This window comes from Bradyrhizobium sp. NC92, assembly GCF_025200865.1.
GTDB lineage: Bacteria > Pseudomonadota > Alphaproteobacteria > Rhizobiales > Xanthobacteraceae > Bradyrhizobium.
Window position 1 is genome coordinate 4,722,005 of record NZ_CP104171.1, and the last position, 26,314, is coordinate 4,748,318.

At 64.6% G+C, this 26,314-nt stretch carries 24 protein-coding genes and 1 pseudogene; 4 read left to right on the forward strand and 21 right to left on the reverse strand.

Going from position 1 to position 26,314, the window contains the following annotated elements:
• Positions 1-33: 33 nt before the first annotated feature.
• A complete protein-coding gene (locus tag N2602_RS22110; protein WP_212255116.1) occupies positions 34-291 on the forward strand; it encodes a hypothetical protein in 258 nt (85 codons plus the stop codon).
• Positions 292-929: 638 nt separating this feature from the next.
• Here N2602_RS22110 and N2602_RS22115 read toward each other — a convergent pair.
• The 15 genes and pseudogenes from N2602_RS22115 to rpoZ all read right to left on the reverse strand — a co-directional run bounded on the left by N2602_RS22115 (position 930) and on the right by rpoZ (position 16,989).
• Positions 930-2,475 (reverse strand): annotated as a pseudogene (locus tag N2602_RS22115) (GMC family oxidoreductase).
• A gap of 4 nt (positions 2,476-2,479) precedes the next feature.
• Positions 2,480-4,030, reverse strand: coding sequence for an ABC transporter substrate-binding protein (locus N2602_RS22120; RefSeq protein WP_260379399.1), 1,551 nt, complete (start codon positions 4,028-4,030; stop codon positions 2,480-2,482).
• A 392-nt stretch (positions 4,031-4,422) separates the two neighbouring features.
• Positions 4,423-6,681, reverse strand: a complete 2,259-nt coding sequence (parC, locus tag N2602_RS22125; RefSeq protein WP_260379400.1) for a DNA topoisomerase IV subunit A — start codon at positions 6,679-6,681, stop codon at positions 4,423-4,425.
• Between the two features lie 61 nt (positions 6,682-6,742).
• The gene (locus N2602_RS22130; protein WP_260379401.1) at positions 6,743-7,030 is read right to left on the reverse strand and encodes a hypothetical protein; all 288 of its coding nucleotides are present in this window, start codon (positions 7,028-7,030) and stop codon (positions 6,743-6,745) included.
• Between the two features lie 101 nt (positions 7,031-7,131).
• The gene (gene recO / locus N2602_RS22135; RefSeq protein WP_172783431.1) at positions 7,132-7,884 is read right to left on the reverse strand and encodes a DNA repair protein RecO; all 753 of its coding nucleotides are present in this window, start codon (positions 7,882-7,884) and stop codon (positions 7,132-7,134) included.
• Positions 7,885-8,110: 226 nt separating this feature from the next.
• A complete protein-coding gene (locus N2602_RS38940; protein ID WP_409241839.1) occupies positions 8,111-8,512 on the reverse strand; it encodes a transposase in 402 nt (133 codons plus the stop codon).
• Positions 8,509-9,363, reverse strand: a complete 855-nt coding sequence (locus N2602_RS22140; RefSeq protein ID WP_260379402.1) for an IS110 family transposase — start codon at positions 9,361-9,363, stop codon at positions 8,509-8,511. The genes N2602_RS38940 and N2602_RS22140 overlap by 4 nt, the downstream gene beginning before the upstream one ends.
• Before the next feature lie 330 nt (positions 9,364-9,693).
• Positions 9,694-10,074 carry a hypothetical protein gene (locus N2602_RS22145; RefSeq protein ID WP_260379403.1) on the reverse strand — a complete coding sequence of 127 codons (381 nt, stop codon included), beginning with the start codon at positions 10,072-10,074 and terminating at the stop codon, positions 9,694-9,696.
• Between the two features lie 21 nt (positions 10,075-10,095).
• Positions 10,096-11,022 carry a GTPase Era gene (gene era, locus N2602_RS22150; RefSeq protein ID WP_172783429.1) on the reverse strand — a complete coding sequence of 309 codons (927 nt, stop codon included), beginning with the start codon at positions 11,020-11,022 and terminating at the stop codon, positions 10,096-10,098.
• Positions 11,012-11,878 (reverse strand): ribonuclease III, encoded by an 867-nt coding sequence (gene rnc, locus N2602_RS22155; protein ID WP_260379404.1) that lies wholly within the window; start codon positions 11,876-11,878, stop codon positions 11,012-11,014. Before rnc ends, era begins: the two co-directional genes overlap by 11 nt.
• Positions 11,875-12,639 carry a signal peptidase I gene (gene lepB, locus N2602_RS22160; protein ID WP_172783427.1) on the reverse strand — a complete coding sequence of 255 codons (765 nt, stop codon included), beginning with the start codon at positions 12,637-12,639 and terminating at the stop codon, positions 11,875-11,877. The genes rnc and lepB overlap by 4 nt, the downstream gene beginning before the upstream one ends.
• 249 nt (positions 12,640-12,888) lie before the next feature.
• Positions 12,889-13,308 (reverse strand): holo-ACP synthase, encoded by a 420-nt coding sequence (gene acpS, locus N2602_RS22165; protein ID WP_172783426.1) that lies wholly within the window; start codon positions 13,306-13,308, stop codon positions 12,889-12,891.
• On the reverse strand, positions 13,305-14,057 hold the full coding sequence (locus N2602_RS22170; RefSeq protein WP_260379405.1) for a pyridoxine 5'-phosphate synthase: 753 nt from the start codon (positions 14,055-14,057) through the stop codon (positions 13,305-13,307). The genes acpS and N2602_RS22170 overlap by 4 nt, the downstream gene beginning before the upstream one ends.
• Positions 14,058-14,102: 45 nt before the next feature.
• Positions 14,103-16,391 (reverse strand): bifunctional (p)ppGpp synthetase/guanosine-3',5'-bis(diphosphate) 3'-pyrophosphohydrolase, encoded by a 2,289-nt coding sequence (locus N2602_RS22175; protein WP_172783424.1) that lies wholly within the window; start codon positions 16,389-16,391, stop codon positions 14,103-14,105.
• Between the two features lie 205 nt (positions 16,392-16,596).
• Positions 16,597-16,989 (reverse strand): DNA-directed RNA polymerase subunit omega, encoded by a 393-nt coding sequence (rpoZ, locus tag N2602_RS22180; RefSeq protein WP_007603391.1) that lies wholly within the window; start codon positions 16,987-16,989, stop codon positions 16,597-16,599.
• 329 nt (positions 16,990-17,318) lie between these two features.
• Between rpoZ and N2602_RS22185 the strand changes: the two genes are divergently transcribed.
• Complete coding sequence (locus N2602_RS22185) at positions 17,319-17,963, forward strand: NYN domain-containing protein (RefSeq protein ID WP_025036724.1); 645 nt, start codon at positions 17,319-17,321, stop codon at positions 17,961-17,963.
• The gene (locus N2602_RS22190; RefSeq protein ID WP_172783423.1) at positions 17,944-18,618 is read left to right on the forward strand and encodes a uracil-DNA glycosylase; all 675 of its coding nucleotides are present in this window, start codon (positions 17,944-17,946) and stop codon (positions 18,616-18,618) included. Before N2602_RS22185 ends, N2602_RS22190 begins: the two co-directional genes overlap by 20 nt.
• On the opposite strand, the gene N2602_RS22195 is transcribed toward N2602_RS22190, so the two are convergent.
• From N2602_RS22195 to dapA, 4 genes are all read right to left on the reverse strand, one after another.
• Positions 18,615-19,196, reverse strand: a complete 582-nt coding sequence (locus tag N2602_RS22195; protein ID WP_172783422.1) for a peroxiredoxin — start codon at positions 19,194-19,196, stop codon at positions 18,615-18,617. The two genes, N2602_RS22190 and N2602_RS22195, sit on opposite strands and share 4 nt — an antisense overlap.
• A gap of 4 nt (positions 19,197-19,200) precedes the next feature.
• Complete coding sequence (smpB, locus tag N2602_RS22200; protein ID WP_025036727.1) at positions 19,201-19,674, reverse strand: SsrA-binding protein SmpB; 474 nt, start codon at positions 19,672-19,674, stop codon at positions 19,201-19,203.
• Between the two features lie 73 nt (positions 19,675-19,747).
• A complete protein-coding gene (mscL, locus tag N2602_RS22205; protein WP_260383695.1) occupies positions 19,748-20,161 on the reverse strand; it encodes a large conductance mechanosensitive channel protein MscL in 414 nt (137 codons plus the stop codon).
• Between the two features lie 53 nt (positions 20,162-20,214).
• A complete protein-coding gene (gene dapA, locus N2602_RS22210) occupies positions 20,215-21,105 on the reverse strand; it encodes a 4-hydroxy-tetrahydrodipicolinate synthase (protein WP_025036729.1) in 891 nt (296 codons plus the stop codon).
• Between the two features lie 279 nt (positions 21,106-21,384).
• Between dapA and N2602_RS22215 the strand changes: the two genes are divergently transcribed.
• Entirely contained in the window at positions 21,385-23,805 is a 2,421-nt protein-coding gene (locus N2602_RS22215) for a lytic transglycosylase domain-containing protein (RefSeq protein WP_260379406.1), read from the forward strand.
• A 150-nt stretch (positions 23,806-23,955) separates the two neighbouring features.
• On the opposite strand, the gene N2602_RS22220 is transcribed toward N2602_RS22215, so the two are convergent.
• Together N2602_RS22220 and N2602_RS22225 are read right to left on the reverse strand one after the other, a co-directional pair.
• Positions 23,956-24,213 (reverse strand): DUF3551 domain-containing protein, encoded by a 258-nt coding sequence (locus N2602_RS22220; protein ID WP_311739355.1) that lies wholly within the window; start codon positions 24,211-24,213, stop codon positions 23,956-23,958.
• 138 nt (positions 24,214-24,351) lie between these two features.
• The gene (locus N2602_RS22225; RefSeq protein ID WP_172783418.1) at positions 24,352-25,872 is read right to left on the reverse strand and encodes a porin; all 1,521 of its coding nucleotides are present in this window, start codon (positions 25,870-25,872) and stop codon (positions 24,352-24,354) included.
• Positions 25,873-26,314: the final 442 nt, after the last annotated feature.

Here is a 26,314-nt window from a genome sequence, read left to right on the forward strand (position 1 = left end):
AGCTAAGCAGGTGGGGCGTTTGGAGACACAGCGATGCGTTTCATTCTGGCTTTAAGTCTTCTGATCACCTTGGGTGGCGTTGCCGACGCGGCACAGGTGCATCACACACACCGGCGGCACGCGACCGTTCATTCCGGTCAGGGCATGATCCCGCCAGGTGCCGCTTCAGGTTTTGCCTACGCGCCGCCTCCATCGGCGCCCCACGGCGCCACTGAGCCGTATTTTGGCGCCTCTCAAGGTTACGCGCCCGGCGAAAAGGAGCGGTTTCTCCACAGCGTGTTCAGTCCATAAAGAGGCCGTACCACCTTGGGCGGGCCCGTTGTGCGACGGACGCCGTGGGAAAGCTGCTGAGTTGAACCCGCAGCTTCCCGTTCTTGAAGTCACCCGGCGAGGATGTTGTTACTTTCGGGTTGGATCGTTGGAGCTGCCGGGACGGATGGTCTGAGGGCCGCCCTGGCCGGTACCCGCGCCATTGCCACTGCTGGTACCTGCGCTGGATCCCGTCCCGGTGCCGGCGCCAACACTGCCCGCCCCTGTTCCACCCGCCGCGCCGCTCGTTCCGCTCCCCGAGCCGCCGCTGGTTCCTCCAGCTCCGGCGCTGGCGCCCGCACCTGCGCCGCCCGCTCCACCTGCGCCTCCCGCGCCTCCTCCTGCCTGCGCATGAGCGAACCCGATCGACGCGCCGGCAAGCAACGCACACATGGCCACTGAGAAGATTGTCTTTCGCATTGTTCAAAACTCCGATTGACGATGACATGCCAATCAAAGCGGCGCGCAAACGTTCCTGAGGACCTTCGTCCCAAGCTTTCGACATTCGTAGGAACGATGTTGCGCAACGTTGAATTAATTCCAGTCCCGCGGCCACTCCACGCACCCTTCCGCGAAGCGCGCGTGACTCATCCCAATGCGGCTTGAATTCTGACCGCCGACTACCGCATCATCATCCGCGCGATCGCTTCCCCGATCACCACCGTGGTGAAGTGCGTGTTGGCGCGGCAATCGGACGGCATGATCGAGGCATCGGCGACGCGCAGGCCGCTGATTCCTTTCACGTTGCCGTCGGGGTTGACCACGCCATCCGCGTCGCCCACGCCGCTCATGCGGCAGCTGCCGGCAGCATGCTGGATGTCGCCGGTCTCACGGCGCAGCACGGAGTCGAGCTCGTGATCGGGCAGGCCGGCGGCCTGCGGCAGCGTCAAATCCGTGTCGGCGAGCCTGATCCAGTCGGCAATCCCTGACAGGGCCGGCTGCGAGGTGATGACGGCGAGGCGTTTCACCGCATCCATCATGCGCAGCATGTCGCGGGGATCGGCCAGCATGTTCTCCTCGACGACGGGATCGATTGCAGGATCGGTCGAGGCCAGCTTGAGCGTTCCACGCGAATAGGCGTTGAACAGCCCGGCGCCGATCGCGCCGGGCACGCCGATGCCGCGATGATTGAACGCAATCAGAATCATGTCGCGCTTGCCGCCGTTGGCGAGGCCCGAGGAATAGGTCACGCAGCAATTGGTGTGGCGCGTATTTGCATCGGTGGGACGAAGCTCCTCCCGCAGCTGGATCGTGGCGCGAAACAGCGGATGGTCGAAGAAATGGCGGCCGACCGGCAGATCGCGTTCGACCTTAATCCCCATCGCCTTCAATTCCTCGGCCGGGCCGATGCCCGAGCGCAGCAGGATCGCCGGACTGTGGATGGCGCCGGCGCACAGCACGATCTGGCGTGCGCTGATCTCGTGGGTGCCCTGCCCCTCGATATGAACGCGGACGCCGGTCGCCCGTCCGTCGCTGATCAGCACTCGATCGACCAGCGCATGCCCGCGGATCTCCAGATTGGCGCGCCCGCGCGCGGGCTCGAGATAGCCCTCGTTGGTGGTGATGCGGCGCAAGTTGCGGCTGTTGATGGGGTAGCACGCAACGCCCTCGCCGTCCGGACCATTGACGTCGGCGCACCAGGGATAGCCGCTCGCCAGCGCCGCATCGCGCAAGCCCCGGTCGATCGGGCCCCATGTCTTCCGGCGGCGCGCGATAGACCGGCAACGGCCCGCCGCGTCCGTGTCCCTCGGCGTCACCGAACTCCAGATCGTCCTCGATCACCGAGAACAGCGGCATCACCTCTTTCGCCGACCAGCCGGTGCAGCCATTGGCCGCCCATTCGTCGAAGGCATCGGCAACACCGCGGATCGCGATCTGGCCGTTCATCATCGACGAGCCGCCAAGGCCCTTGCCGCGCCAGTAGAAGCGTGGCTCCTGCCCCGCGACGCGGCGCGTCAGCAGATCGGGCCACTGCCATTTCTCCTGGTACTCGCGCTTGTGGATGATCGGGATCGGATTCGGCGTCCTCACCTCCCAGGGTGCCTCGTCAGCGCGCCAGTCGCGCCCCGCCTCTAGCAGCAGCACGCGCCGTGCCGGATCCTCGGAGAGCCGCGCGGCAACGGCGGCGCCAGCGGAGCCACCGCCGACAACAATGACATCGTACATCGCCTTACTTCTCAACATTCCAGAACACCGGGATGGCGGACGGTATCAGACCGCGCAAAGTCGCGCGATAGGCGGCCGGCTGGGCGAACTGCCCCCACGGGATTCCGGGCGCCTGGTCGTACATGACGGCCTGGATCTCGCCCGCGATCTTCTTCCGGTCCTCCTCGGCCGGCGCCTTGGCGAAGGCTTCCATCAGCGGCGTGATGCGCGCATCGCATTGCCAGCCGGTGAAGTCGGCGCAGTTGAAGGCGACCATGACATTGGTCAGCGGCGAGCCCAGATCGAAGCCGCCGGCGTGGACGCCGTAGACGCTCCAGCCCTCCTTCTTGGCGCGGCGCGCCAGCACGCTCGCCCAGTCCATCACCTGCAGATCGACGTTGAAGCCGGCAGCCTTCAGCCGCTCGGCGAGCACCTGCGCCGAAACGCGCGGGGCTTCGAGGTCGTTGGCCTGCATCACGACGACGGGCTCGCCGGCATATTTGGTCGCCTTCAGCGCAGCCTTCGCTGCTTCTATCGAGGGCTTGGCCGCCACTTCCGTGCCGGCCTTGCTCTCGTAGGTGGTGCCGCAGGTGAAGTAAGTCGCGCAAGGCGTGGCGTACTTGGCGTCGAGCCCGAGCGCATCCAGCACTTCGCGCTGGTCGACCAGCTTCCACAGCACGCGGCGGATTTCCGGATCATCGAACGGCTTCGAGGCGGCGTTGAGACGATAGGCACCGGCGAACATGTTGCCGCCGGTGAAGTTGACGAGCTTGACGCGCGTGTTCTTCTCAAGCTGCGGCAACAGATCGAACGGCGCGTACTGCATGAAATCGACTTCGCCGGCCTGCAGCGCAGAGGCGGCGGTCGCACCATCGGGAATGACGCGGATCTCGAGTGTGTCGACATTGACGCGCTTGCCGCCGGCCAGGAAGTCCGCGGGCTCGGGGCGCGGCACATAGTCGCCGAACTTCTTCAGGATCATGCGGTCGCCGGTGCGGTGCTCGGCCTTGCTGTAGACGAACGGTCCGGAGCCGATGATCTCGGCAATACGCTGGTCGCCCGGCGTCTTCGCGATGCGCTCGGGCATCATGAACGCGACCGGGCTGACGGGATTACCGAGTGCGTCGATGACGAGGCCGGACGGCTCCTTCAGCGTCAGCACGAAGGTTGTCGCATCGATCGGCTCGAGGGAAGCCGTGATCGCGAAGATGCGGCGGCCGAGCGCGCTGCGCGTGCCCCAGCGACGCAGCGAGGCCACGCAATCGGCTGATGTGACCGGCTGGCCGTCATGCCATTTCAGGCCTTCGCGCAGCGTGAACGTATAGGTCAACCCGTCGGGCGAGACCTTCCAGTCCTGCACCATTTGCGGCTTGATGTCGCCCTTGGAATCCTTCGCAAACAGCGTGTCGAACACCATGTAGCCGAACGTGCGCGAAATATAGGCCGTGGAGAAATGCGGATCGAGCGTGACGATCTCCGCCTCGAGCACCGCGACGAGATTGCCCGCCGCATGCGCAGGCGCCGCCACCAGCGCGAGGCCGAACAGCGCCGGAATGAAAGCCTTCAGTTTGAGCATTGGGATGTTTTTGCCTTTCGACCAGCCGTTTGCAGTCGCCAGGAAAAAGCAATGTTCGTGCCCGCACGTATGCGCTCACGGCTAGCTGCCACGCGTTTGCGGGGTACTCAATGTCAGTTGGAGAACAGCGCTATCGCCTCTCGTCATTGCGAGCGCAGCGAAGCAATCCAGAGTCTTTCCGCGGTGGGATTCTGGATTGCTTCGCTGCGCTCGCAATGACGATGTGGGGACAGATGCGCGCCACACCCTCGTGCCCCGGACCAGCGCAGCGTCACTTCGACGGTGCGCTGCTGAGCCGGGGCCCATGTCTCCCAGAAATCCGTGCAGCGTGGGTCCCGGCTCTGCGCAGCAACGCAAGATGCGTTGCAGCGCGTCCGGGACACCAGATCGCCCTACCCGATCACCCGGCCGAACTTGTTCGACTTCGGAAAACCCTTGGGCGGCAGGCGGCCGGCGTCGGCGCGGGTGCCTTGCCACTCCGCGAGCTCCTTCATGGTCGCGGAGAATTCGCGTCCTGCGGAGTCCTTCCAGATCAGGCCCGCCTTGGAGTCGAATACCGCAACGTCGGAGAGACCGCCGTCCTTGTACTTCTGCAGCCGCACGCCGCGGCCGCGCGCCATTTCCGGCACCTGGTCGAGCGGGAAGACCAGCATCTTGCGGTTCTCGCCGATGACGGCGACGGTGTCGCCCGTCACCTCGGTGATCGCGCGCGCCTCGTTCGGCATGTCGACGTTGAGGACCTGCTTGCCCTTCTTGGTGGTGCCGACGCAATCGTCCTCGTTGACCACAAAGCCCTGGCCCTCATGGCTCGCGACCAGGAATTTGCGGCCACCCTTGTTGACGAACAGCGCGACGGGCGCGGCCTCCTGCTCCAGATCGATGAACAGTCGGATCGGCTCGCCATGGCCGCGGCCGCCCGGCAGCTTCGCAACGTCGAGCGAGTAGAACTTGCCGTTGGTGGCGAACAGCAGCAGCTTCGAGGTCGTCTCGGCAAAGAACGCGAAGCCGAGCTTGTCATCCTGCTTGAAGGCGAGGCCCGAGAGATCCTCGACATGGCCCTTCATGGTGCGGATCCAGCCCTTGTCGGAGACGACGACGGTGACTGGCTCGCGCTCGACGAAGGCCTCCTCGATCGCGGCGAGGTCGTGCTCCGGCGCATCCGCAAAGGTGGTGCGGCGCTTGCCGAGCGGCGTCTTCGGCCCGAACATGTCGCGGACCTTGCCGACCTGCTCGCCGACCTTCTTCCACTGCTCGGACTCGGAGGCCAGCAGGGCCTGGATGCCCTTCAGCTCCTTGCGCAGATCCTTGTCCTCGGTGCGGATCTCCATTTCCTCGAGCTTGCGCAGATTGCGCAGCCGCATGTTGAGAATGGAGTCGGCCTGCAGGTCGGTGAGCTTGAACGCCTTCATCAAGGCCGGCTTCGGCTCGTCCTCGTTGCGGATGATCCGGATCACCTCGTCGATGTTGAGATAGGCGATCAGCAGACCGCCGAGGATTTCGAGCCGGTGCTCGATCTCGCCCTTGCGGTAATTGGTGCGACGGATCAGGACGTCGCGCAGATGATCGAGCCATTCGCGCAAGCACTCCGCGAGCCCCACGACCTTGGGAATGCGGCCCTTGATCAGCACGTTGAGGTTCAGCGGAATCTTGTTTTCGAGCTCGGTGAGCCGGAACAGCGATTCCATCATCAGCGCCGGATCGACGTTCTTCGACTTCGGCTCGATCACGATGCGGACGTCTTCGGCCGACTCGTCCCTGATGTCGCCGACCAGCGGCAGCTTCTTCTGGTCCAGCAGCTCGGCGACCTTCTCGATCAGGCGCGACTTCTGCACCAGGAATGGAATCTCGGTAACGACGACGACCCAGGTGCCGCGCGCACCCTCCTCCTGCGTCCACCGCGCACGGACGCGGAACGAGCCGCGGCCGGTGGTGTAGGCCTCCGCAATCGCCTGCTTGGAATCGACGATGATACCGCCGGTCGGAAAATCCGGGCCCTTCACCCACTTCAAGAGCGCCTTCGACTTCGCGTCGGGCTTCTCGATCAGATGCAGCGCGGCATCGCACAGCTCGGCGGCATTGTGCGGCGGGATCGAGGTCGCCATGCCGACGGCGATGCCCTGTGCGCCGTTGGCGAGCAGGTTCGGGAAACCGCCCGGCAGCACGACGGGTTCTTTCGACTGGCCGTCGTAATTGGCGCGGAACTCGACGCCGTCCTCGTCGATGCCCTCGAGCAGAAGCCGCGCGACGTCGGTCATGCGCGCTTCGGTGTAGCGGTAGGCGGCGGGGTTATCGCCGTCGATATTGCCGAAATTGCCTTGGCCGTCGACCAGCGGATAGCGCGAGGAGAAATCCTGCGCGAGACGGACCATGGCGTCGTAGATCGCCTGGTCGCCATGCGGATGGAACGAGCCCATCACGTCGCCGACGATCTTGGCGGACTTCTTGAAGGCCGTGCCGGGGTCGAGCCGAAGCAGGCGCATGCCGTAGAGGATGCGCCGGTGCACCGGCTTCAGGCCGTCGCGCGCGTCCGGCAGCGCACGGTGCATGATGGTGGAGAGGGCATAAGCGAGATAGCGCTCTTCCAGCGCCTCACGCAGCGGCACCTCGTGGATTTCAGCCGGTTCTTCCGGCGGAACGATTCGTTTTCCCATGCCGCCCGGTTAAACCGTGGAAGCGAATCGGGCAAGGATCGAATGGTTCCCTGTGGGCGGCCTACTGGCCCGCCCAGCCGGCGGTGACCGTCTGGGTTTTGGCCGCACCCGGCGCTTGAGCGGGCGCCGGCACATTGACCAGGCAACGCCGGGCGGTCTCGATCTCGGCCTCGGTGGCGCCATGGGACCGCGCCCATGTCTCTGCCGCGGCAGCGGAATATTTCGCGACGTAGTATCGCACCACCGTGCACGAGGCCCGGCGAAATACCCCGGGCTGCGGCTCGCCGGCCATGGCGTCGGGCGCGAAGGCAAGCAGCGTTGCGGACAAGGCGAATCCCTTGATCAACATTTGGGCTGTCCCCCGATGTGGAACCTCGGGCCCAATTCAGCTCGGGCCGATTTGGTTCCCCGGAACCAAATGCCAATGTGCAAGTCTGGGCAGCCGTTACGTCATGGCGCCGGGATCGCCGCCCTCGCCTGCTGCCGCATCAAGGCGTTGATGAAGCCGGCCCGCGCGTCGGAATGGCCCTGGCCGCGCGGCTCCAGCACGTGGCGGAGCAGAAACAGGCCGGTGAGCCGAAAGCCATCCTGGAGATCCTGCTCGGTAAGATCGCTCGCGGTTTCACCCTGGCGCAGGAACGGCGGCAGGCGCAACAGCCGGTCGCGCCACGGCTCGCCCGCGCCGCGCGATACCGCGCCGCCGGATTTCGGCGAGACATAGATCAGGTCCGTGGTCTCGCCGGTCACCGTACAATTGTCCAGCGCCAGACCGAAACCCAGCTCGGCGAGCATCGCCAGCTCGAAATGGATCAGGTGCACGGCCGCGCTGCCGATGTCGTCGAAATCGTCGAGCGAATGTTCGAGCAGCGCAAAGATGTCTTCATGCGGATCGCGCTCCGGCAAGAGCCGCGCGATCGAGGCGAGATGGGTGACGCCATAGACGCCATGGGATGACCCCAGCAGCGTCGCCGCGCGCAGCTTCAGTCCCTCGATCGTATAAGTGCCCAGATGCTCGTCGAGCCGCGCCCGCCACACCGCACTGACGCTATTCCCCGGCTGCAGCAGCGGCCGCATCCGCGCGCCGGCGCCGCCGCGGACCAGCCCGAGATGCCGGCCATGCGCGCGCGTCAACAGCTCGACGATGGCGCTAGACTCGCCATGCCGCCGAACCCCCAGCACGATGCCTTCATCGGACCATTCCATGTGGGAATCTTATCGCATTTCGAGCTGTCGTAGGACCTCCTACCCTTGGTCAAGGGGAACGTCCTTATAGGGCAATATGGTAGCGCCGTGCTCGATGCAGTCCAGGACGCTGCGCGCCGGCTTTGCCGGTGCCTTCGGCATCCTGGACAGCATCTGCGGGCGGCGCTCTGGCGCTCGGCAGGTCGGGACGAAGGAATGGTCGCCCGGCCGAACAAAGGAATGGGGCTCACCCGTTCGCGGAGTTCTTTGTGCCGTTATGGTCCGCATCGTATGGGGTCTGTCGCTTGAGCGTCGTGCACAGGGCAAAAAGCAAGCGATCTCCCACGCTGCGCAGAGCCCGCGCGTGACCGTGTCCTTTTCTGCGCAAGGCATCATACCGTCGCCTGCTGGCAGCGTCGTGTTGGATGGCGACACGCGACCAGTGATGGACGGCGCTCTGTAGCCGCCTGTTGCAGGCGAGGCGGCGGATCACGAAGCGTTGTTTGCCGCTTTGCCGCGTCACCGGCGCAGCCCCTGCCAAGGCGCGCAGAGCATGGTAATCTCGTCTGCGCAGGGGCTCTGCGGCCTCGGCGAGCAGTGTGGCGAGATTGATCCTGCCGATTCCTGGCCAGGAGCGTAGGATCGTCACGTCGCACTGCTCCGAGCTCTGCCCCGACGGCTTCTCCTCTCCTTCGAACTCGGCACATAGCCGGTCCAGGTTCTGATGAGCCTCTTTGATCTGCCGATTGACCAGGTGCAGACGTGCCGCCAGGCTGCGGATGTGAGCGCAGGCTGCCTCCGTCGTGCCGGGGCTACGAACAGCGGTGCCTCGCGCAAAGTCCCGAGCACCGTCGCCGCATTGAGACGGCGGATACGATAGTCCCTGAGAACACCTGCGATGGCCTTCTCGCTGGCCTTGACCGCACTGGCGGGGGTCGGCACCTTCTGCCAAAGCGCCAGGAACCATTCGTCGGCGACATCGTCGGTCAACTTGGTGGCCTGGGGATAATATCGCCACAACTGCTGACGCAAGCGGTTGGCAAGCCGCGTGCGTTCCTGCTGCAGTTCGTCCGCCAGGCGCGACCACTCCCGCAGCTCAATCATCGCCGCATCGTCTGCCACAAGCCGACGGAAAGCAGCACGGTCAGTGCGCAGCGAGGCGCCGAGCACATGAGCATCGCGGCGGTCGTCCTTGGCACCGGCCACCGTGAAGCGATCGCGGAAGCGATCCAGTTGCTTGGGATTGATGGCAAACACCGCAAACCCGTGCTCGAGCAGCATCTCCACCACCGGGCCGTGCGGCATCTCGATCGCCACGGCGATCTGTCCCGGTGCGGCCTTGGTCTTCTCCAGCAGCCAGTCACGCAACTCCGTCAGCCCGGCGCCGCCATGGTCGAACTCGTGCTGCGCAACCTGTCTTCCCGCGGCATCCAGCAGGCAAACGCTATGGCTCCGCGTTGCCCAGTCGATCCCGACGAACCAGCGTACATCTTCGATCATTGTTGAGACCTCCTTGCTCGCAAGGCGGGCCACCACGATCCTGATCAGTCCCTGTACCGGCGCTCTTGGCGCGACCTCCTACCGGATCTCGATCGCGGTCGCTCCGCCGGGGCGCGGTTCCTACGTCGGTGCTCGAGGCACAGGTGGACAAGGCTGCTCCCGGCGGATCGGCCCGGACGGCCAGTCTACATCCGAAGGCCGCCACGAACCCCACAAGGGTACAGGGTGGGCAAAGCGAAGCGTGCCCACCAATTTTCTGCGACCAGGATGAGATGGTGGGCACGGCGCGCAAGGCGCGCCTTTGCCCACCCTACAGCACCGCACAAAATCTCACGCGTTGAACCAGCCCTGCGCGTCGCCGCTGAAGGAGAAATAGAGGCCGATCGTCGTCAGCGCGCAGGAGACGATCTCGATGGCGCTGTCGAGCTCCAGTCCCTTCGCGCCGATGATCTGGCCGAGCGAGATCACCGACAGCACGAGGGCCGCCGCCAGCACCCAGCGCGGCCAGTTCTTGCGATGATGCGCAGCCAGCCGGACGAAATAGAGCAGCAGGAGGATCATGCCCCCGGCGAGCAACGTCCCGGTCATGATCATCTGCTCGGTCACCTCGGCAGTAGGCGTGCGGTCCTGCACGGCCACCGAGACGGCATCCAGCATCAACGATGCATAGAGCAGCGCTTCGAAGCGCTGGACGTTGACGGGTAGGCTCATCGAATGCCGATCTTTTCTTGGTTATTCTTTCGGGAAGTCCAGACCCATCTCGCGGTAGCGATCGGGATCGTCGCCCCAGTTCTCGCGCACCTTGACGAACAGGAACAGGTGCACCGGCACGTCCAGGATCTGCATCAGCTCCTTGCGCGAGTCGGCGCCGATCGACTTGATGGTGGCGCCGCCCTTGCCGAGCACGATCTTGCGCTGGCTTTCGCGCTCGACATAGATCGTCTGCTCGATCCGCACCGACTTGTCCTTGCGCTCCTCCCACTTGTCGGTCTCGACCGTGGACTGGTACGGCAATTCCTGGTGCAGCTTCTGATAGATCTTCTCGCGCGTGATCTCCGCCGCCAGCTGCCGCATCGGCGCGTCCGACATCTGGTCCTCAGGATAGAGGAACGGGCCCGGCGGCACCATGTCCGCGAGCGTCTTGCGGATGTCGTCGACGCCGTCGCCCGAGATCGCCGAGATCATGAACGTCCGCACGAAGCTCATGCGCTCGTTCGCGGCCTGCGCCAGGGCCAACAGCTTCTCGCGCTGGACCAGATCGACCTTGTTGATGACGAGGATCTTGTCGTGATTGACGCTGGCTGCCTTGGCGAGGATCGCCTCCGCCTCCTCGTCGATCCCGGTCTTGGCATCGAGCAGCACGCAGACGAGATCGGCATCGTGGGCCCCGCTCCAGGCGGTCGAGACCATGGCGCGGTCGAGCCGGCGCTTGGGCGAGAAGATGCCGGGCGTGTCGACCAGGATGATTTGCGCGTTGTTCTCGATGACGATGCCGCGGATCAGCGCGCGCGTGGTCTGCACCTTGCGCGAGACGATCGTGACCTTGGCGCCGACCAGCGCGTTGACGAGCGTGGACTTGCCGACATTCGGCGCGCCGATCAGCGCGACGAAACCGCAGCGCGTCGCGCTGGGTGCCTCGCCGCTTGCTTCAACCATCATTGCCGCCGCCGACGCCTTCGCGTTCGATCATTACTGAGGCTGCCACCTTCTCTGCCGCGCGCTTGCTGCCGCCGATGCCCTCGGCCGGCGCCAGGCCCGGCAGATCGACGGCGACGCGGAACTGCGGATCGTGATGCGGGCCGGTACGCTCGACCTCGCGATAAACCGGCGTCGGCAGTCCCTTGCCTTGCGCCCATTCCTGCAGCACGGTCTTGGGATCGCGCAACGGACGGCGCGGCTTGTGCATACGCTCGGTCCAGTTACGCTTGACGAATTCGGCTGCCGCCGCGTGGCCGCCGTCGAGGTAGACGGCGCCGATCACGGCCTCGCAGATGTCGCCGAGAATGGATTTGCGCAGGCGGGCATCGGCACTGGAGCCGACCGAGCCCAGCTTGATGTCGTCGACGAGACCGAGCGACTTGGCGACGTCCGCGCAGCTCTCCTTGCGCACGAGCTCGGCAAGACGCTTCGATAGCTCGCCTTCGTCGGCGTTCGGGAAGGCGTGATAGAGCATGTCGGAGACGACGAGGCCGAGCACGTGGTCGCCGAGGAATTCCAGCCGCTGATAACTGTCGCCGCGCTTGCGCCCGGACTTCAGGGCCGAGACATGCGTGATCGCCTGCATCAAGAGGTTCGGGTCAGTGAAGCTGTGGCCGATGCGCGCTTCGACCGCCGCATTCGCGTCCGTGCCCTTGGCCTTGCTGCTCCGCGCCCGCTTCTTCTTTGCAGGCGCCTTGTCTGCAGATGTCTTGTCGGCCGATGTTTTGTTTGCGGGCGACTTGGTCGCGGCTTCCCCTTCGGGGCCCGCCTGCGCCTCGATTGGTTGGGTCGCGATGTCCTTTGCTTCGTCTTTCATCGGACGATTTTGAAGAAGCGATTCCAGCGCACCGCCCACGGCCAGCGCCAGAACATCCAGGCATGCTCGCCTTCAGCGATCGAGAAGAAGATCATCTGGGCGCGGCCGATCAAGTTCTCCTGCGGGACATAGCCGACCTGGCCGAGAAAGCGGCTATCGGTGGAATTGTCGCGGTTGTCACCCATCATGAAGAAGCGGCCGGCCGGCACGGTGTAGACGTTGGTGTTGTCCATGTAGCCGTTGTCGGCGCAGTCCAGCGTCTCATAGGACACGCCGTTCGGCAGCGTCTCCTTCCAGCGCTTCACCCGGGAGATGCCGCCGCCCTCCGAGCCGCAAGGGTCCTCGCCGACATATTCGCTCATGCGCTGCCGCTCGACAGGCACATCGTTGATGTAGAGCAGCCCGTCCCGCATCTGGATGCGGTCGCCGGGAAGCCCGATCACGCGCTTGATGTAGTCGGTGGAATCGTCCTTCGGCAGGCGGAACACGACGATGTCGCCGCGGGCCGGGTCCGAGCCCCAGATCCGTCCCGAGAACAGCGGCGGCGAGAACGGAATCGAAAAATGGCTGTAGCCGTAGGAATATTTCGAGACGAACAGATAGTCGCCGACCAGCAACGTCGCCTTCATCGAGCCGGACGGGATGTTGAAGGGCTGAAACAGGAAGGTGCGGATCACGAGCGCGATCAGGAGAGCATGAATGACGACCCGGATCGTTTCGCCGACGCCGCTCTCAGTTTTCGTTCCTGAAGTCACGCTCATTGCTCTCTCAATTCCGGCCGGCGGTCACAGAGCGCCCTCCTGGCGCGAACAGCCCATCGCTTCGCGGCCCATGGAGATTGTCCTGATTCTGATAGTGGGGGCCAATTCCGGCATAAAGCCGAATTCGCCCAAGCTGGTTTGCGTCGGCGGACTTTTAGACGGTTGTCGGAGGCCACGCAATCAAGGATCGCATCAAAACTGAATAAGACATTGATTCCAAATACGAATTATAAAATCGACCGGATCGCATCAGGGCTTCGCCAGCGGCACGGCCGAAATGATGACGAAGGCCTGCGCCAGCGGCCAGTCGTCGGTGATCGAAAGGTCGATCCGCGCCTCGAAGCCCTCCGGCGTCAGGGCCTGGAGCCGGGCCAGGGCGCCGCCGGTCAGCTGCATGGTCGGCCGCCCGCTCGGCAGGTTGACCACCCCCATGTCGCGCCACCAGACGCCGCGCCTGATGCCGGTGCCGAGCGCCTTGGAGCAGGCCTCCTTGGCGGCGAAGCGCTTGGCGTAGGTCGCCACCACCATCTTCTCGTTCTTGGCCCGCCGCTCCGCCTTGGCCCGCTCGGCAGCGGTGAAAATGCGGTCGAGGAACCGCTCACCATGGCGCTCGATCACCCTGGCCACGCGGGTGATGTCGATCAAGTCGGAGCCGATGCCGATGATCATGCCCGGCTCCGGCCCCGGTCCATCGCCGCGCGCATGCTGCGCACGGTCTCGGCCAGCCCCACGAACAGCGCCTCGCCGATCATGTAATAGCCGATGTTCAGCTCCATGATTTCCCGCAAGCCGGCGATCTTCTCCGCCGTCGCATAGTCCAGCCCGTGACCGGCGTGAACCTCAAGCCCCGCGTCCTTGGCCAGCTTCACCCCCGCCACGATCCGCCGCCATTCGGCCTCGGCCTTGTCGCTGTGGCCGTCGGTGACGGCATCGCACCAGGCGCCGGTGTGGATCTCGATCACGGGCGCGCGTAGCCGCGCCGCCATCTCGATCTGGGCGGGGTCGGCCGCAATGAACAGCGACACGCGGATGCCGGCCTCGTTCAACCGCGCGATATAGGGCGCGAGCGCGTCGCGCTGGCCGACCACATCCAACCCGCCTTCGGTCGTCACCTCCTGGCGCCGCTCCGGCACGAGGCACACCGCGTGCGGCTTGGTGGCGAGCGAGATCCGCATCATGTCGTCCGTTGCGGCCATCTCGAAATTGAGCGGCTTGGAGATCTCCGCCTTCAGGCGCGCCATGTCCTCGTCGCGGATGTGCCGGCGGTCCTCGCGCAAATGTGCGGTGATGCCGTCGGCGCCGGCCTCGATCGCGAGCAGCGCCGCGCGCACCGGATCGGGATGGCGGCCGCCGCGCGCGTTGCGCACGGTTGCAACGTGATCGATGTTGACGCCGAGGCGGAGCTTCGAAGCGGGCATTTCAGGACTCGCGAAATCAGAGTGAACGGCGCATGCGAGATGCGCCTATCCATTAACACGTTCGACTTTGGCGACCACCGCCTTCGCGCGCAGCTGGGCCAGGATCGCGCTCAGGTGCTTCAAATCGTAGACTTCGAGATCGATCGTCGTCTCCGTGAAATCGGGCGAGCGGCGCTGCATGCTGATGTTGTCGATGTTGCCGTCGTGCTCGGCGATCACGGTCGCGATCTGCGCCAGCGCGCCGGGCTCGTTGACGTTCTCGACCTTGATGCGGGCGGGGAAGCGCTGCGGCGCGGAGTCCTCGATGTCCCAGCGGACGTCGAGCCAGCGCTCCGGCTCCTCCTCGAAATCCTTCAGGGCCGGTGCCTGGATCGGATAGATCGTGATGCCCTCGCCCGGCGTGACGATGCCGACGATGCGATCGCCGGGGACGGCGCCGCCGTTCGGCGCGAACTTCACCGGAAGGTCGGAATTGATGCCGCGGATGGGGATCGCAACCGGGCTGCGCGCCGGTTCGGAGACCCCCTTCTCCTTGAGCTTGGCGGCAAGCCCCTTCTTGACGCCGTAGCGCGCGATGCGCTCCTCCTTGTAATCGGGGTACATCGCACGTGCGACATGGGAGGCCTTGATCTCCCCTCGCCCCACCGCCGCCATGACGTCCTCGATCGAAGTGCGCGCGAGCCGCGGCAGCGCGCCTTTGAGCTTGTCGTCGGCGTATTCGATCTTGGCGCGCTCGAACAGGCGCTCGACGATGCGCCGGCCGAGCCCGACATATTGATCGCGCACCGCGGTACGGGTGGCGCGGCGGATCGCGGCGCGCGCCTTGCCGGTGACGGCCAGCGTCTCCCAGGCCGAGGGCGGCGCCGACTGCGCCTCCGAGGTCAGCACCTCGACCTCGTCGCCGTTCTGAAGCTCCGAGGACAGCGGCGCGAACTTGCCGTTGATCTTGCAGCCGACCGCGCTGTTGCCGACGTCGGTATGCACGGCATAGGCAAAGTCGATCACGTTAGCATGGCGCGGCAGCGCGATCAGCTTGCCCTTGGGGGTGAAGCAGAACACCTGGTCGTGGAACAGCTCGAGCTTGGTGTGCTCGAGGAATTCCTCCGGGTTCGCGCTTTCCGAGAGGATGCCGATGGTGTGGCGCAACCAGGCGAAGGCGTTGGACTCGCGCTTGAGGAATTCGGTCGGCGAACCCACACCCTCCTTGTAGAAGACGTGCGCGGCGATGCCGCGCTCGGCGATCTGGTCCATCGCCTCGGTGCGGATCTGGAGCTCGACGCGCTGATTGCCGGGGCCGATCACGGTGGTGTGGATCGAGCGATAGTCGTTCTGCTTCGGCGTCGAGATGTAGTCCTTGAAGCGCCCCGGCACGACCGGCCAGGTGGTGTGGACGATCCCGAGCGCGCGATAGCAGGCCTCGATGTCGCTGACGACGAGGCGGAAGCCGAAGATGTCGGACAATTGCTCGAAGCCGACGGACTTGCGCTCCATCTTGGTCCAGATCGAGAACGGCTTCTTGCGCCGGCCATAGACCCGCGCCCCCAGACCCCGATGGCGCAGATTGTTGGAGAGCTGGTCCTCGATCTCGCCGATCAGGTTGCGGTTGCGCTCGGCGAGCGCATCGAGCCGCTGCATCACCACCGAATAGGCTTCGGGATCGAGGGTGCGGAAGGACAGGTCCTCCAGCTCCTCGCGCATCTCCTGCATGCCCATGCGGCCCGCCAGCGGCGCGTAGATGTCGAGCGTCTCCTCGGCGATGCGCCGGCGCGATTCCGTGGGCACGAAATCCAGCGTGCGCATGTTGTGCAGGCGGTCGGCGAGCTTGACCAGAAGCACGCGGACATCGTCGGCAATGGCCAGCAACAATTTGCGCAAGTTCTCGGCCTGCTTGGCTTCGCGCGAGACCAGCTCGAGCCGCTTCAGCTTGGTCAGCCCCTCGACCAGCGCCCCGATTTCGGATCCGAAGATCTGGTCGATCTCGGCCCGCGTCGCCTCGGTGTCCTCGATCGTGTCGTGCAGCAGCGCGGCCACGATGGTGGCGTCGTCGAGCTTGAGGTCGGTGAGAATCGCCGCCACTTCGAGCGGGTGCGAGAAATACGGATCGCCCGAGGCGCGGGTCTGCGAGCCGTGCGCCTTCATGGCGTAGACGTAGGCCCGGTTCAGCAGGTCTTCGTTGGTGTTGGGATTGTAGGACCTGACGCGCTCGACGAGGTCATATTGACGCATCATGCGGGCGCGGGGCCTGGCCGGGCGCGCGACCGGCGCAGTCGGGGCCACGGCAACCGATTCGGTTGCGGCCTGCATCTGCGTGGATCTGCGGCGCCGATATACCATGCCGTCCTGCCTTCAAACGGGCTCGAACCGGCCCGCTGCATACATCCTAACTCCGATCGCGCTCGTGTCCGATCAATTCAGTGACAGGGCAAAGCGCCAACCGCAGCGCTATGGTAACCACGAAAAGGTCAACAAAAGCAAAGGCCCGAACAGCGGTTCGGGCCTTTGATATGATCACAAGAAGAAGATGATCGCGATGGAGGAATTACTCGTCTTCCTCGGGCTGCTCCTCGGGGGGCGCGAGGCCTTCCAGGCCCTTCAGCAGCTCCTCTTCGGTCATGCGCTCCACCGCGACCTCGGTGTCGTCGGCATCGACGCTTGCGCCCGCGGAACCGATCAGCGGCACCGTATCCGGCTCGGGCTCATCCACCTCGACGAACTTCTGGAGCGAGTGGACCAGCTCCTCGCGGAGGTCCTCCGGCGAGATCGTCGTCTCGGCAATTTCACGCAAAGACACAACAGGGTTCTTGTCGTTATCGCGGTCAACCGTTAGTTGTGAACCGGACGAGATCATGCGGGCACGGTGGGCGGCCAGCAGGACCAAGTCAAACCGGTTGTCGACCTTGTCGATACAATCTTCTACGGTGACGCGAGCCATGGACTGTCGCTCCGTTGTGGGTGGGACGAAATATGTGGATGATTGGGGCTAGTTATAGGGGCCGGGACGGTTTCGCAAGGCCATTTTGTGATTTGGCCTCGCCAAACCGCTCTGCTACCCCCACATTGGGGCTGGGACGGGTGGTTTTCCGGGCTGCCGTTGGGGGCGGCGCCGGGTGTATGCAAGTCCGCCATAACTATACCTTGATTGCCCCGACTTCTCCGGATTTGCGGTTTCGACGGATCTCTGCGGCACTCTAGAACTGCGCGGCCCACTGTCGCCGCGCCAACAAAAAACGATCAATCACGAACGCTACGCGAGCAAACTGAATGTCACCTTCTCCTACCAACAAGATCGCGCTCTTCATCGACGGGGCCAATCTCTACGCGACGGCGAAAACCCTCGGCTTCGACATCGACTACAAGCGCCTGCTGAAGGAGTTTCAGAGCCGCGGTACGTTGTTGCGGGCGTTCTATTACACCGCCATCATCGAAGACCAGGAATACTCCTCGATCCGCCCGCTGATCGACTGGCTGGACTATAACGGCTACACCGTCGTCACCAAGGCGACCAAGGAATTCATCGACGCCTCCGGCCGCCGCAAGGTGAAGGGCAACATGGACATCGAGCTCGCCGTGGACGCCATGGAGCTCGCCGAGCACATCGACCAGATGGTGCTGTTCTCGGGTGACGGCGACTTCCGCTCGCTGGTCGAGGCCGTCCAGCGCCGCGGCGTGCGGGTCACGGTGGTCTCCACCATTGCCAGCCAGCCGCCGATGATCGCCGACGAGCTGCGCCGCCAGGCCGACGTCTTCACCGATCTCGTCGAGCTGCAATCCAAGCTCGGCCGCGATCCGTCCGAGCGCCCCGCCCCGCGTGACCGCGGCGAGCGTGGCGAACGTCATCACGCCCCGCAATTCCTCCAGCGCGCGACCACGATGGCGCCGAGGGGCGATGACGACTTCGAGGAGTGAGGCGGCACGGTCCAGCCGCCAGCCTCTCACCGTCGTTCCCGACCGTGACTGCCCGCTCTGTCCGCGCCTGGTCGCCTTTCGCGAGGCGAACCGCGCGCGCGAGCCATCGTGGCACAATGCGCCTGTTGCGCCCTTCGGCGACATCAAGGCCCGCCTCCTGATCGTGGGCCTCGCGCCGGGAATGCAGGGCGCCAACCGCACGGGGCGGCCGTTCACGGGCGACTATGCCGGCGACCTGCTCTACGCCACGCTGATCGAATACGGCTTTGCCAGGGGCACCTATCAGGCGCGCCCGGACGACGGCCTGAAACTCGTCGATTGCCGGATCGCCAATGCCGTGCATTGCGTGCCGCCGCAGAACAAGCCGCTGCCGATCGAGATCAACACCTGCCGCCAGTTCCTCGTGGCCAATCTAGCGACGATGCCGAACCTGCGCGCGATCGTCGCGCTCGGGCGGATTGCGCACGACAGCGTGCTCAAGCCGCTGAACCTGAAGGCCTCACAAGCCCCCTTCGGTCATGGCGCGGTGCATCAGGCCGGCGCGTTCAGGCTCTACGACAGCTATCACTGCTCCCGCTACAACACGAATACCGGCGTGCTGACCCCGGACATGTTCAGATCGGTGTTCGCGAAGGTGAAGGCGGATCTCGACTAGCTATTGGCGGGATTCGCCTTGAGCCAGGCCAGCACGTCGCCGGCGTTCCGATCGGGCGGAAACACGGGATAGAACACGTGTGTGATCCTGGCGTCGTCGATAACAAGCGCGAGGCGCTTGATCAGCGTCAGGCCCGCGACCTCCATGGTCGGCAAGTTCAAGGCGCGCGTCAGCGCCAGCTTCTCGTCCGAGAGCACCGGGAACGGCAGATGCAGGCGCGAAGCCATCTCGATCTGGTAGTCGTTGCTCTGGGTCGAGAGGCCGAACACGTGCGAGGCGCCGGCGGCTTTCAGCTCGGCGTAGAGATCGCGGAATGCGCAGGTCTGGGGCGTGCAGCCGCGCGCTCCCGGGATCATGTCCCAATCGTCGACCAGCGCAATCTTGCCGGGCTCTCCGGTGCGGGGATAGGCGAACACCACGGTTCGGCCGCGCAGCGCCGACAGCGTGACCGACGTATCGTCGGTCGCAAGCAGGCCGATCGGCGGCAACGTCATGCCCTCTAGATGGGCAGCGGCGCCGTCGTCGGAAGGCGCGGGAATCTGGCTCCAGTCGACCTCGAGCAGGTTCCGTTGATTCATCTCGTCATCCCCTCGCCCGCAGCAGCCGGCCCTTCTCCCGGCTCCAGTCGCGCTTCTTCTCGGATTCGCGCTTGTCGTGCAGCTTCTTGCCCTTCGCAACCGCCAGCTGCAGCTTGGCCCGGCCGCGCTCGTTGAAGTAAAGCTTGAGCGGGATCAGCGTCATGCCCTCGCGGTCGACCGCCCCGATCAGCTTGTTGATCTGCCGGCGGTGGAGCAGCAGCTTTCGCGGCCGCTTGGGCTCGTGGTTGAAGCGGTTGCCTTGCAGATATTCGGGAATGGTGGCGTTGATCAGCCAGATCTCGCCGTTCTTGGAATCGGCATAGGATTCCGCGATCGTGCTCTTGCCGTTGCGGATCGACTTGACCTCGGTGCCGGTCAGCGCAATGCCCGCCTCGATCGTGTCCTCGATGGCGTAGTTGAAACGCGCCTTGCGATTTTCCGCCATGACCTTGATCGGACGTTCGTTCTTATCGGCCATGACCTACAAAACCTGACGGGCAAACCTGATCGAGATGCGCTCTGATTCTAACAGTTCGGATGAAGTGGGCGCGTCACTTCTTGAGGAGATCGCGGATCTCGGTCAGCAACTCGACTTCGGCCGACGGCTTTGGCGGAGCGGCGGGCGCCGCCTCCTCCTTGCGCTTCAAGGTGTTCATGGCGCGGATCACCAGGAACAGCACGAAGGCGACGATGATGAAGTTGATCGTCAGCGTCAGGAAGCTGCCGTAAGCAAGGACGGCGCCTTGCTTTTTCGCATCCGCTAAGTTGGTGGCGGTGACCGCCTTCGACAAGGGGATGAAGTAGTTCGAGAAGTCGAGGCCGCCGGTGACGGCGCCGATGATCGGCATGATGACGTCACCGACCAGCGAGGTGACGATGGCGCCGAAGGCTGCGCCGATGATGACGCCGACCGCGAGATCGACGACGTTGCCCTTCATGGCGAACTCACGGAACTCCTTGAGCATACGCGCGCCCTTTTCGTCCACGCTCATGAAAGGCCCCCCGAACGGCTATTGCGTCAGTTGATCAGGCCGGCGTGAACCATCGCGCTGCGCACGGCAACGCGGGTCGGCTCGGACACCGGAACCATCGGCAGCCGCAACGTCTCGTCCAGCTTGCCGAGCAGTGACATCGCGTACTTGATCGGCGCCGGATTGCTCTCGATGAAGAGGTTGTTGTGCAGCGGCATCAGCTTGTCGTGGATCGCGAGCGCCGCCTTGGTGTCGCCCTTCTGCCAGGCGGCGTGGAACTCCGAGCACAGGCGCGGCGCGACGTTCGAGGTCACCGAGATGCAGCCATGGCCGCCATGGGCCATGTAGCCGATGATGGTGGCGTCCTCGCCGGAGAGCTGGTTGAAATCCTCGCCCATTGCCGCGCGCTGCTGCGACACACGGACCATGCTGGCGGTGGCATCCTTGACGCCGGCGATGTTCTTCAGCTCCCACAGCCGCTTCATGGTGTCGACCGACATGTCGATCACCGAGCGCGGCGGGATGTTGTAGATGATGATCGGAATCCCGATCGCATCGTTGATCGCCTTGAAGTGCTGGTACATCCCTTCTTGGGTCGGCTTGTTGTAATAGGGCGTGACGATCAGCACGGCGTCCGCGCCCGCCTTTTCGGCGTGCTGCGAGAGCTCGATCGCCTCCTTGGTCGAGTTGGAGCCGGCCCCCGCGATGACGGGCACGCGGCCCTTGGCTTCAGCGATGCACCATTCCACGACTTTCTTGTGCTCGTCGTGGCTGAGCGTCGGGCTCTCGCCGGTGGTGCCGACCGGAACGAGGCCATTGGTGCCCTCGGAGATCTGCCAGTTGACCAGGGAGCGAAACGCCGCCTCGTCCAGCGCGCCGTTCTTGAACGGGGTGACCAAGGCGGTGAACGACCCTCGGAATTTCGTCTTGGCTGCCATGGACTTCCTCCGTACGCGGCTTTCTTGAGCAAGCCCCTTTCATATCGGGTCTATCCCGCCGGTAAAAGGCCCGCGGTCTGTGCAAGGCTGGGTTTAGGCCGCGATTTTGCCGCGGTGCTGGTGCAAATCGGCCCGAGGTAAGCGGCTGTTGGTATTTTCTCCGCATATTCAAGCAAATTCAGCTAGGTCTTGAGCCACTTCACTGATTCGGGGCGACGAAACGCCGTGACCTCCTTTGCTTCTGCCGCATGGCGATCCCTGGGTATGGCCGTGTGCCTGATGGCTGGGCTGTCGATGGGCTGCGCCGCCCTCGCCAAGTCCAACGAGACGGCCGCGGAAACCAAGGATCCCGCCAAGCCGGCCGCCAAGGACGCGGCGAAGGGCGCGACCAAGGGATCGACGCAGGGATCGACCAAGGAAACAGCGAAGGACACAGCCAAGGGAACCGGCAAGGACGCCGCGAAAGCCGCGAGCAAGGGTGCGCCTGGCACCCCCGCCAAGGACGCCGCGAAGAAGCCCGACGCCGGCAAGAACGCCAGCAAGGAACCGGCGAAGGACAAGCCCAACGACAAACCCAAGCCTGCGGCCGCAGCCCCTGCAGCCGCGCCAAAGGCGGCGCCGACTGTGAGCGGCGCGCCGCCCAAGGCAGCCCCCGCCCCGGCCGTGACGGCCACCATCAAACCGACTGCGCCAGCCCCCGCGAGGCCGGCCGCAGCTCCCATGCTGGCGCCTGCAACCCGCCAGCATGCAACGCCGCGCAAGCCGGTCATCCCGGCTGCCGTCGCGGCGACATCGTCGACGTCGCAGTCCGACAAGGACACGCTGGAGAGCGTCATCGAGCTCGTGCGCAAGCGCAAGGCCGGCGACGCCACCAATGCCGCGGCCGGTATCTCCGATCCGGTCGCGCGAAAGCTCGCCGAATGGATCATCCTGCGCAGCGACGACAATGGCGTGACCGTGGAACGCTATCGCGCCTTCCTCTCCGCCAATCCGAGCTGGCCGTCGCAGACCTTCCTGCGCCGGCGCCTCGAGGCCGCGATGTGGGACGACAGGCGCGACGAGACGGTCGCGTGGTCGTGGTTCGAGAACGAGTCGCCCATTTCCGCCAAGGGCCGCTTCACGCTCGCCAAGGCGATGCTCGCCCGCGGCGACCGCGCCAATGCCGAGCGGCTGGTGCGCGAGGCCTGGCGCGGCGACCCGATGTCGGAGGATACCGAGAACAACGCGCTGGACCAGTTCGGCGCCCTGCTCACGCCGGGCGACCAGAAGGCGCGGATGGACAACCTGCTCTACGGCAGCGAGAACGAGGCGGCGCTGCGCGCCGCCAAGCGCCTCGGCGCCGGCTATGTCGCGCTCGCCAAGGCCCGCATCGCCGCGGTCAAGAAGGCGCCGAACGCGCGGGCACTGCTCGATGCGGTGCCGCGCGAGCTGCACAGCGATCCCGGCTTCGTCTTCAGCAAGATCCAGCTCCTGCGTCGCGAGGAGAAGTTCACTGAAGCCGCCCAGCTGATGCTGTCCGCGCCGAAGGATCCGGGTCGCCTCCACAATCTCGACGAATGGTGGATCGAGCGGCGCCTCTTGGCGCGCAAGATGATCGACACCGAGGAATTCCGCAGCGCCTATCTGATCGCGCGCGACGCCGCCCTGCCCTCGCGCGACATCTACAAGACCGAGCAGGAGTTCACCGCCGGGTGGATCGCGCTGCGCTTCCTCAACGACCCCACGACAGCCGCCCAGCACTTCGCGCGCATCGGCGTCGGCAGCGTCAATCCGACCACGCTGGCGCGTGCCGGCTATTGGCAGGGCCGCGCTGCCGAGGCGATGGGCCGCCAGCAGGAAGCGCGCAACGCCTATGCGCGGGCGGCCGAGCAATCGACCAGCTATTACGGCCAGCTCGCGCGCGCAAAGCTCGGCCTGCCGCAGATCGAGCTCAACAACCAGCCGCGCGGGCGCGGCGCCGAGCGGCTCGAGATCGTGCGCGCGGCGCAACTGCTCTACGAGCTCGATGAGCGCGAGCTCGCGGTGCCCATGCTCGCCGACATGGGCGAGAACGGCGATCCCGAGGCGCTTGCCGGCCTCGGCGAGCTGACGCAGCGCTATAGCGATGCGCGCGGCATGCTGCTGCTCGGCAAGGCCGCACTCAACCGCGGCCTGCCGTTCGATTTCTATGCCTACCCCGTCAACGGCATTCCTCAGTTCACGCCGATCGGCCCCGAGGTCGAGCGCAGCATCGTCTATGCGATCGCGCGGCAGGAAAGCGCATTCAACCCGTCGGTGGTGTCGCCGGCGCAGGCCTACGGGCTGATGCAGGTGACGCCCGACGCCGCCCGCTACGTCTGCAAGCGCCATGGCGCAACCTATGACCTGGGACGGCTGAAGAACGATTCGGTCTACAACGCCACGCTCGGCTCGGCGGAGCTGGGCGGACTGCTCGAGGATTATCGCGGCTCCTACATCATGACCTTCGCCGCTTACAATGCCGGCCGCGGCAGCGTGAAGAAGTGGGTCGAGCGTTACGGCGATCCGCGCGACCCCAAGGTCGACGCCGTCGACTGGGTCGAGCTGATTCCGTTCTCCGAGACGCGCAACTACGTGCAGCGAATCATGGAGAACCTTCAGGTCTACCGCGCCCGCTTCGGCGGCGGCACCCGCCTGCAGATCGAGGCCGATCTGCGCCGCGGCGCCGGAAGCGTGGAATAGCCGCGCTTCCTGCGGCTTGAACCCAACCTACACCTTCCAGGAGTGGAACGGTCCGAGATGGTAGTCTAGCCCGTTCTCGTGCGGTTATCTCTGCTGCCGGAAGATCCGAAGCCGGCCCCGGGCACACGCGGGCAATTCACCACGTCCTGGTCATCGGGGCGGGGCGCCGGAGGGACCGGATTGGCCCGGCTGCGACCAATATGGATTAGCCAGGCACATCGCAGATAGTCCCATAGCCGCGGCCCTGCAGTCCTCCCAAGACAGGAAGCTACAGTAAGTCCTGCTGCTGCCACCCCACTCCCATTTCTGGAGGCAGACCGGGTACCGGGGATCGAGGGGTTCGGCAGCTGCAGGCGCAACAAGTGCGATGACCGTCGCAATCATCGATGCCGCTGTCATGGCCAACATCCGTCCGGTCAAAACCTTCACGCGCTGAAGCTCCAATAGATGCACCCCACCGCAGCTTCTAGATCACTCTAGAATCCACGCAAAGAAAAACCCCGGCAGTTTCCTGCCGGGGTTCGCTGATCAATTCGAAGATCGATCTTAGAAGGTGCGCTGAGCGCGAAGCAGAAGCTGCAGGTTGCCCTGATCCTTCAGCTCGTAGGTGGCTGCCGGCTTCGCAACCGCGGCGTTCGCCGTGGCAGCGCCCGCGATCGTGCCCGAGTACTTCTGGTCGAGCCAGACATAGCTCAGGTCCGCGGTGAAGGCGAGGTTCTTGACCGGGGTCCAGACCACGTTACCGCCGATAACCGCGAGGTTGAAGTCGGGGTTACACGTGGCAGTGGCGGCACCGTAGGCTGCGACGAAGTTCGCGCAGATCAGAGCCTTGCCCGTGTTGCCATAGCGAAGCGATGCATAGGCACCGTAGATGGCCGACACCCAGTTCGGCGACCAGTTGTGGGTGTAACCACCGCGGAAGCCCCAGGTCTTGACCGTGTCGATCCCGGTACCGGTGCCGAACACGCCATCAGCAATACCAGCAAAGCCGAGGCTCTGGTAGGCACCGATGCCACTGCCGCCGTAGATGTAGATGTTCTGCGGGAACAGGCTCTGGAAGTTGTAGCGCGATGCACCATCGGTGTAGACCGCCTGCAAGTTGATCGAGTCACCCGCACCGGTCGGGATGTTCTTGATCGACAAGGCGCCCTGCACGGCCCAGCCCCACTTGTCGTCGGGATGGCCAGTGGGTTCCGTCGTGCCGTAGTAGGCCGTGTGGAGTTCGTGCGCCGCTACCGAGAACTGGGCGAGACCCCAAGCCTGGTCGACACGAACCGCACCGACGATGTCGGGCATACGCGTGCCACCCCAATCGTTGGTGCCGTAGATGCCCTGGATGAAGGCAGCGCCGGCGGCCGAAGCCGAAGTGAAGCCACTGAGACCACCAGCAGTGATGCTGGCGTTATAGAGGTTGGTCTGGCCACCTGCGGCGGTCGTCAGGTCCTGCAACGCCACCGAAGCGGTGATGCCCTGGCCGAAATCAGCCGTATAAGCGATCTGGTTCACACCGGTGACGTTGTTGGAGCCGCCCGGAAGGAAGTCGGGACCGCCAGCCGGATAGCTCTGCCACGGTGTGTCGAAGATCGAGACCGTGCGGCCGAAGGTGAAACCAGCGAACTGAATGAACGCATGGTAGAGGCCGAGCGAAGCCGAACCGGTCGAGAACGTCGACGGGTTGCTGCCGGTGACCGCGGTCGTATCCCAGGAGAAAATCGTATCGGCGTAGGTGCGGACCACGCCATACTCGGTCGCCGTGCGGGTATCGACGTTGAAGTCGAAACGAGCGCGGGTCTGATAGTAGTTGTCCAGACGGTTGTTAGCGCCGCCGGGAGCACCCTGACCGATGCCGTAGTCGCTGTTGGTGTTGGCCAGCACGTCGGCGCGAACATAGCCGCCGAGCTTGATGCAGGTGTCGGTACCCGGAATATAGTAGAATCCGGCACCGTACAGGGAGCAGATCTTCACGTATTCGACCGCCTTGGCCTTCACGGGAAGATCGGCTGCCTGAGCTCCGCCAACGGCGAGCAGACCCGCCGCCGAACCGAGCAAAAGGCTCTTAAACTTCATGTTAAACCTCCAAGTTTGCTCTATAGGGAAGGTTCCGGATCCGCTGGGTGACGACACCCTAAGGTTGGTTCCCTTGTCCCTTGTAACCACCGCTTAGCCGCTTCGCGTTTTCGGACACACCCGCTGAAACGCGAGGGACTTAAGCGAACCACCTAGAACGGGACGACCTCGGGATGCCCCCCTCCGTCGCTCAGTCACAATTACTGAAGGTCCTTGCACACACAACAAAAGAACGCTTCGGACCGGGCCTCAAACGCTTGTTTTCCGATGGGTGTTGCACAAATAACACGCAGTTGTGATCAAAGCGCCCGGGCAAGCACTTGAAAACTCAGAGGAATTTTTTGGGGTTCCGTTTGCCTTGAAAAATCCCCGGTTCGAACAACGCAGCCCCTCGGCGTCCCTACAACGTCGACTCGCTCCGAACCGGGCGCGCGAATCTTTC

Bases quoted from the DNA above. Each gene is read 5' to 3' on its own strand.
- mscL (WP_260383695.1), bottom strand. From the start codon at position 20,161: ATGCTCAAGGAGTTCCGTGAGTTCGCCATGAAGGGCAACGTCGTCGAT.
- N2602_RS22110 (WP_212255116.1), top strand. From the start codon at position 34: ATGCGTTTCATTCTGGCTTTAAGTCTTCTGATCACCTTGGGTGGCGTT.
- N2602_RS22120 (WP_260379399.1), bottom strand. From the start codon at position 4,030: ATGCTCAAACTGAAGGCTTTCATTCCGGCGCTGTTCGGCCTCGCGCTG.
- rnc (WP_260379404.1), bottom strand. From the start codon at position 11,878: ATGAAAGACGAAGCAAAGGACATCGCGACCCAACCAATCGAGGCGCAG.
- N2602_RS22130 (WP_260379401.1), bottom strand. From the start codon at position 7,030: ATGTTGATCAAGGGATTCGCCTTGTCCGCAACGCTGCTTGCCTTCGCG.
- N2602_RS22140 (WP_260379402.1), bottom strand. From the start codon at position 9,363: ATGATCGAAGATGTACGCTGGTTCGTCGGGATCGACTGGGCAACGCGG.
- N2602_RS22215 (WP_260379406.1), top strand. From the start codon at position 21,385: ATGGCTGGGCTGTCGATGGGCTGCGCCGCCCTCGCCAAGTCCAACGAG.
- smpB (WP_025036727.1), bottom strand. From the start codon at position 19,674: ATGGCCGATAAGAACGAACGTCCGATCAAGGTCATGGCGGAAAATCGC.
- N2602_RS22145 (WP_260379403.1), bottom strand. From the start codon at position 10,074: ATGAGCCTACCCGTCAACGTCCAGCGCTTCGAAGCGCTGCTCTATGCA.
- N2602_RS22220 (WP_311739355.1), bottom strand. From the start codon at position 24,213: ATGTTGGCCATGACAGCGGCATCGATGATTGCGACGGTCATCGCACTT.
- dapA (WP_025036729.1), bottom strand. From the start codon at position 21,105: ATGGCAGCCAAGACGAAATTCCGAGGGTCGTTCACCGCCTTGGTCACC.
- acpS (WP_172783426.1), bottom strand. From the start codon at position 13,308: ATGATCATCGGCATCGGCTCCGACTTGATCGACATCACCCGCGTGGCC.
- N2602_RS22170 (WP_260379405.1), bottom strand. From the start codon at position 14,057: ATGCCCGCTTCGAAGCTCCGCCTCGGCGTCAACATCGATCACGTTGCA.
- N2602_RS22195 (WP_172783422.1), bottom strand. From the start codon at position 19,196: ATGAATCAACGGAACCTGCTCGAGGTCGACTGGAGCCAGATTCCCGCG.
- rpoZ (WP_007603391.1), bottom strand. From the start codon at position 16,989: ATGGCTCGCGTCACCGTAGAAGATTGTATCGACAAGGTCGACAACCGG.
- era (WP_172783429.1), bottom strand. From the start codon at position 11,022: ATGATGGTTGAAGCAAGCGGCGAGGCACCCAGCGCGACGCGCTGCGGT.
- N2602_RS22190 (WP_172783423.1), top strand. From the start codon at position 17,944: ATGACGACTTCGAGGAGTGAGGCGGCACGGTCCAGCCGCCAGCCTCTC.
- N2602_RS22175 (WP_172783424.1), bottom strand. From the start codon at position 16,391: ATGGTATATCGGCGCCGCAGATCCACGCAGATGCAGGCCGCAACCGAA.
- recO (WP_172783431.1), bottom strand. From the start codon at position 7,884: ATGGAATGGTCCGATGAAGGCATCGTGCTGGGGGTTCGGCGGCATGGC.
- parC (WP_260379400.1), bottom strand. From the start codon at position 6,681: ATGGGAAAACGAATCGTTCCGCCGGAAGAACCGGCTGAAATCCACGAG.
- N2602_RS22225 (WP_172783418.1), bottom strand. From the start codon at position 25,872: ATGAAGTTTAAGAGCCTTTTGCTCGGTTCGGCGGCGGGTCTGCTCGCC.
- N2602_RS22185 (WP_025036724.1), top strand. From the start codon at position 17,319: ATGTCACCTTCTCCTACCAACAAGATCGCGCTCTTCATCGACGGGGCC.
- lepB (WP_172783427.1), bottom strand. From the start codon at position 12,639: ATGAGCGTGACTTCAGGAACGAAAACTGAGAGCGGCGTCGGCGAAACG.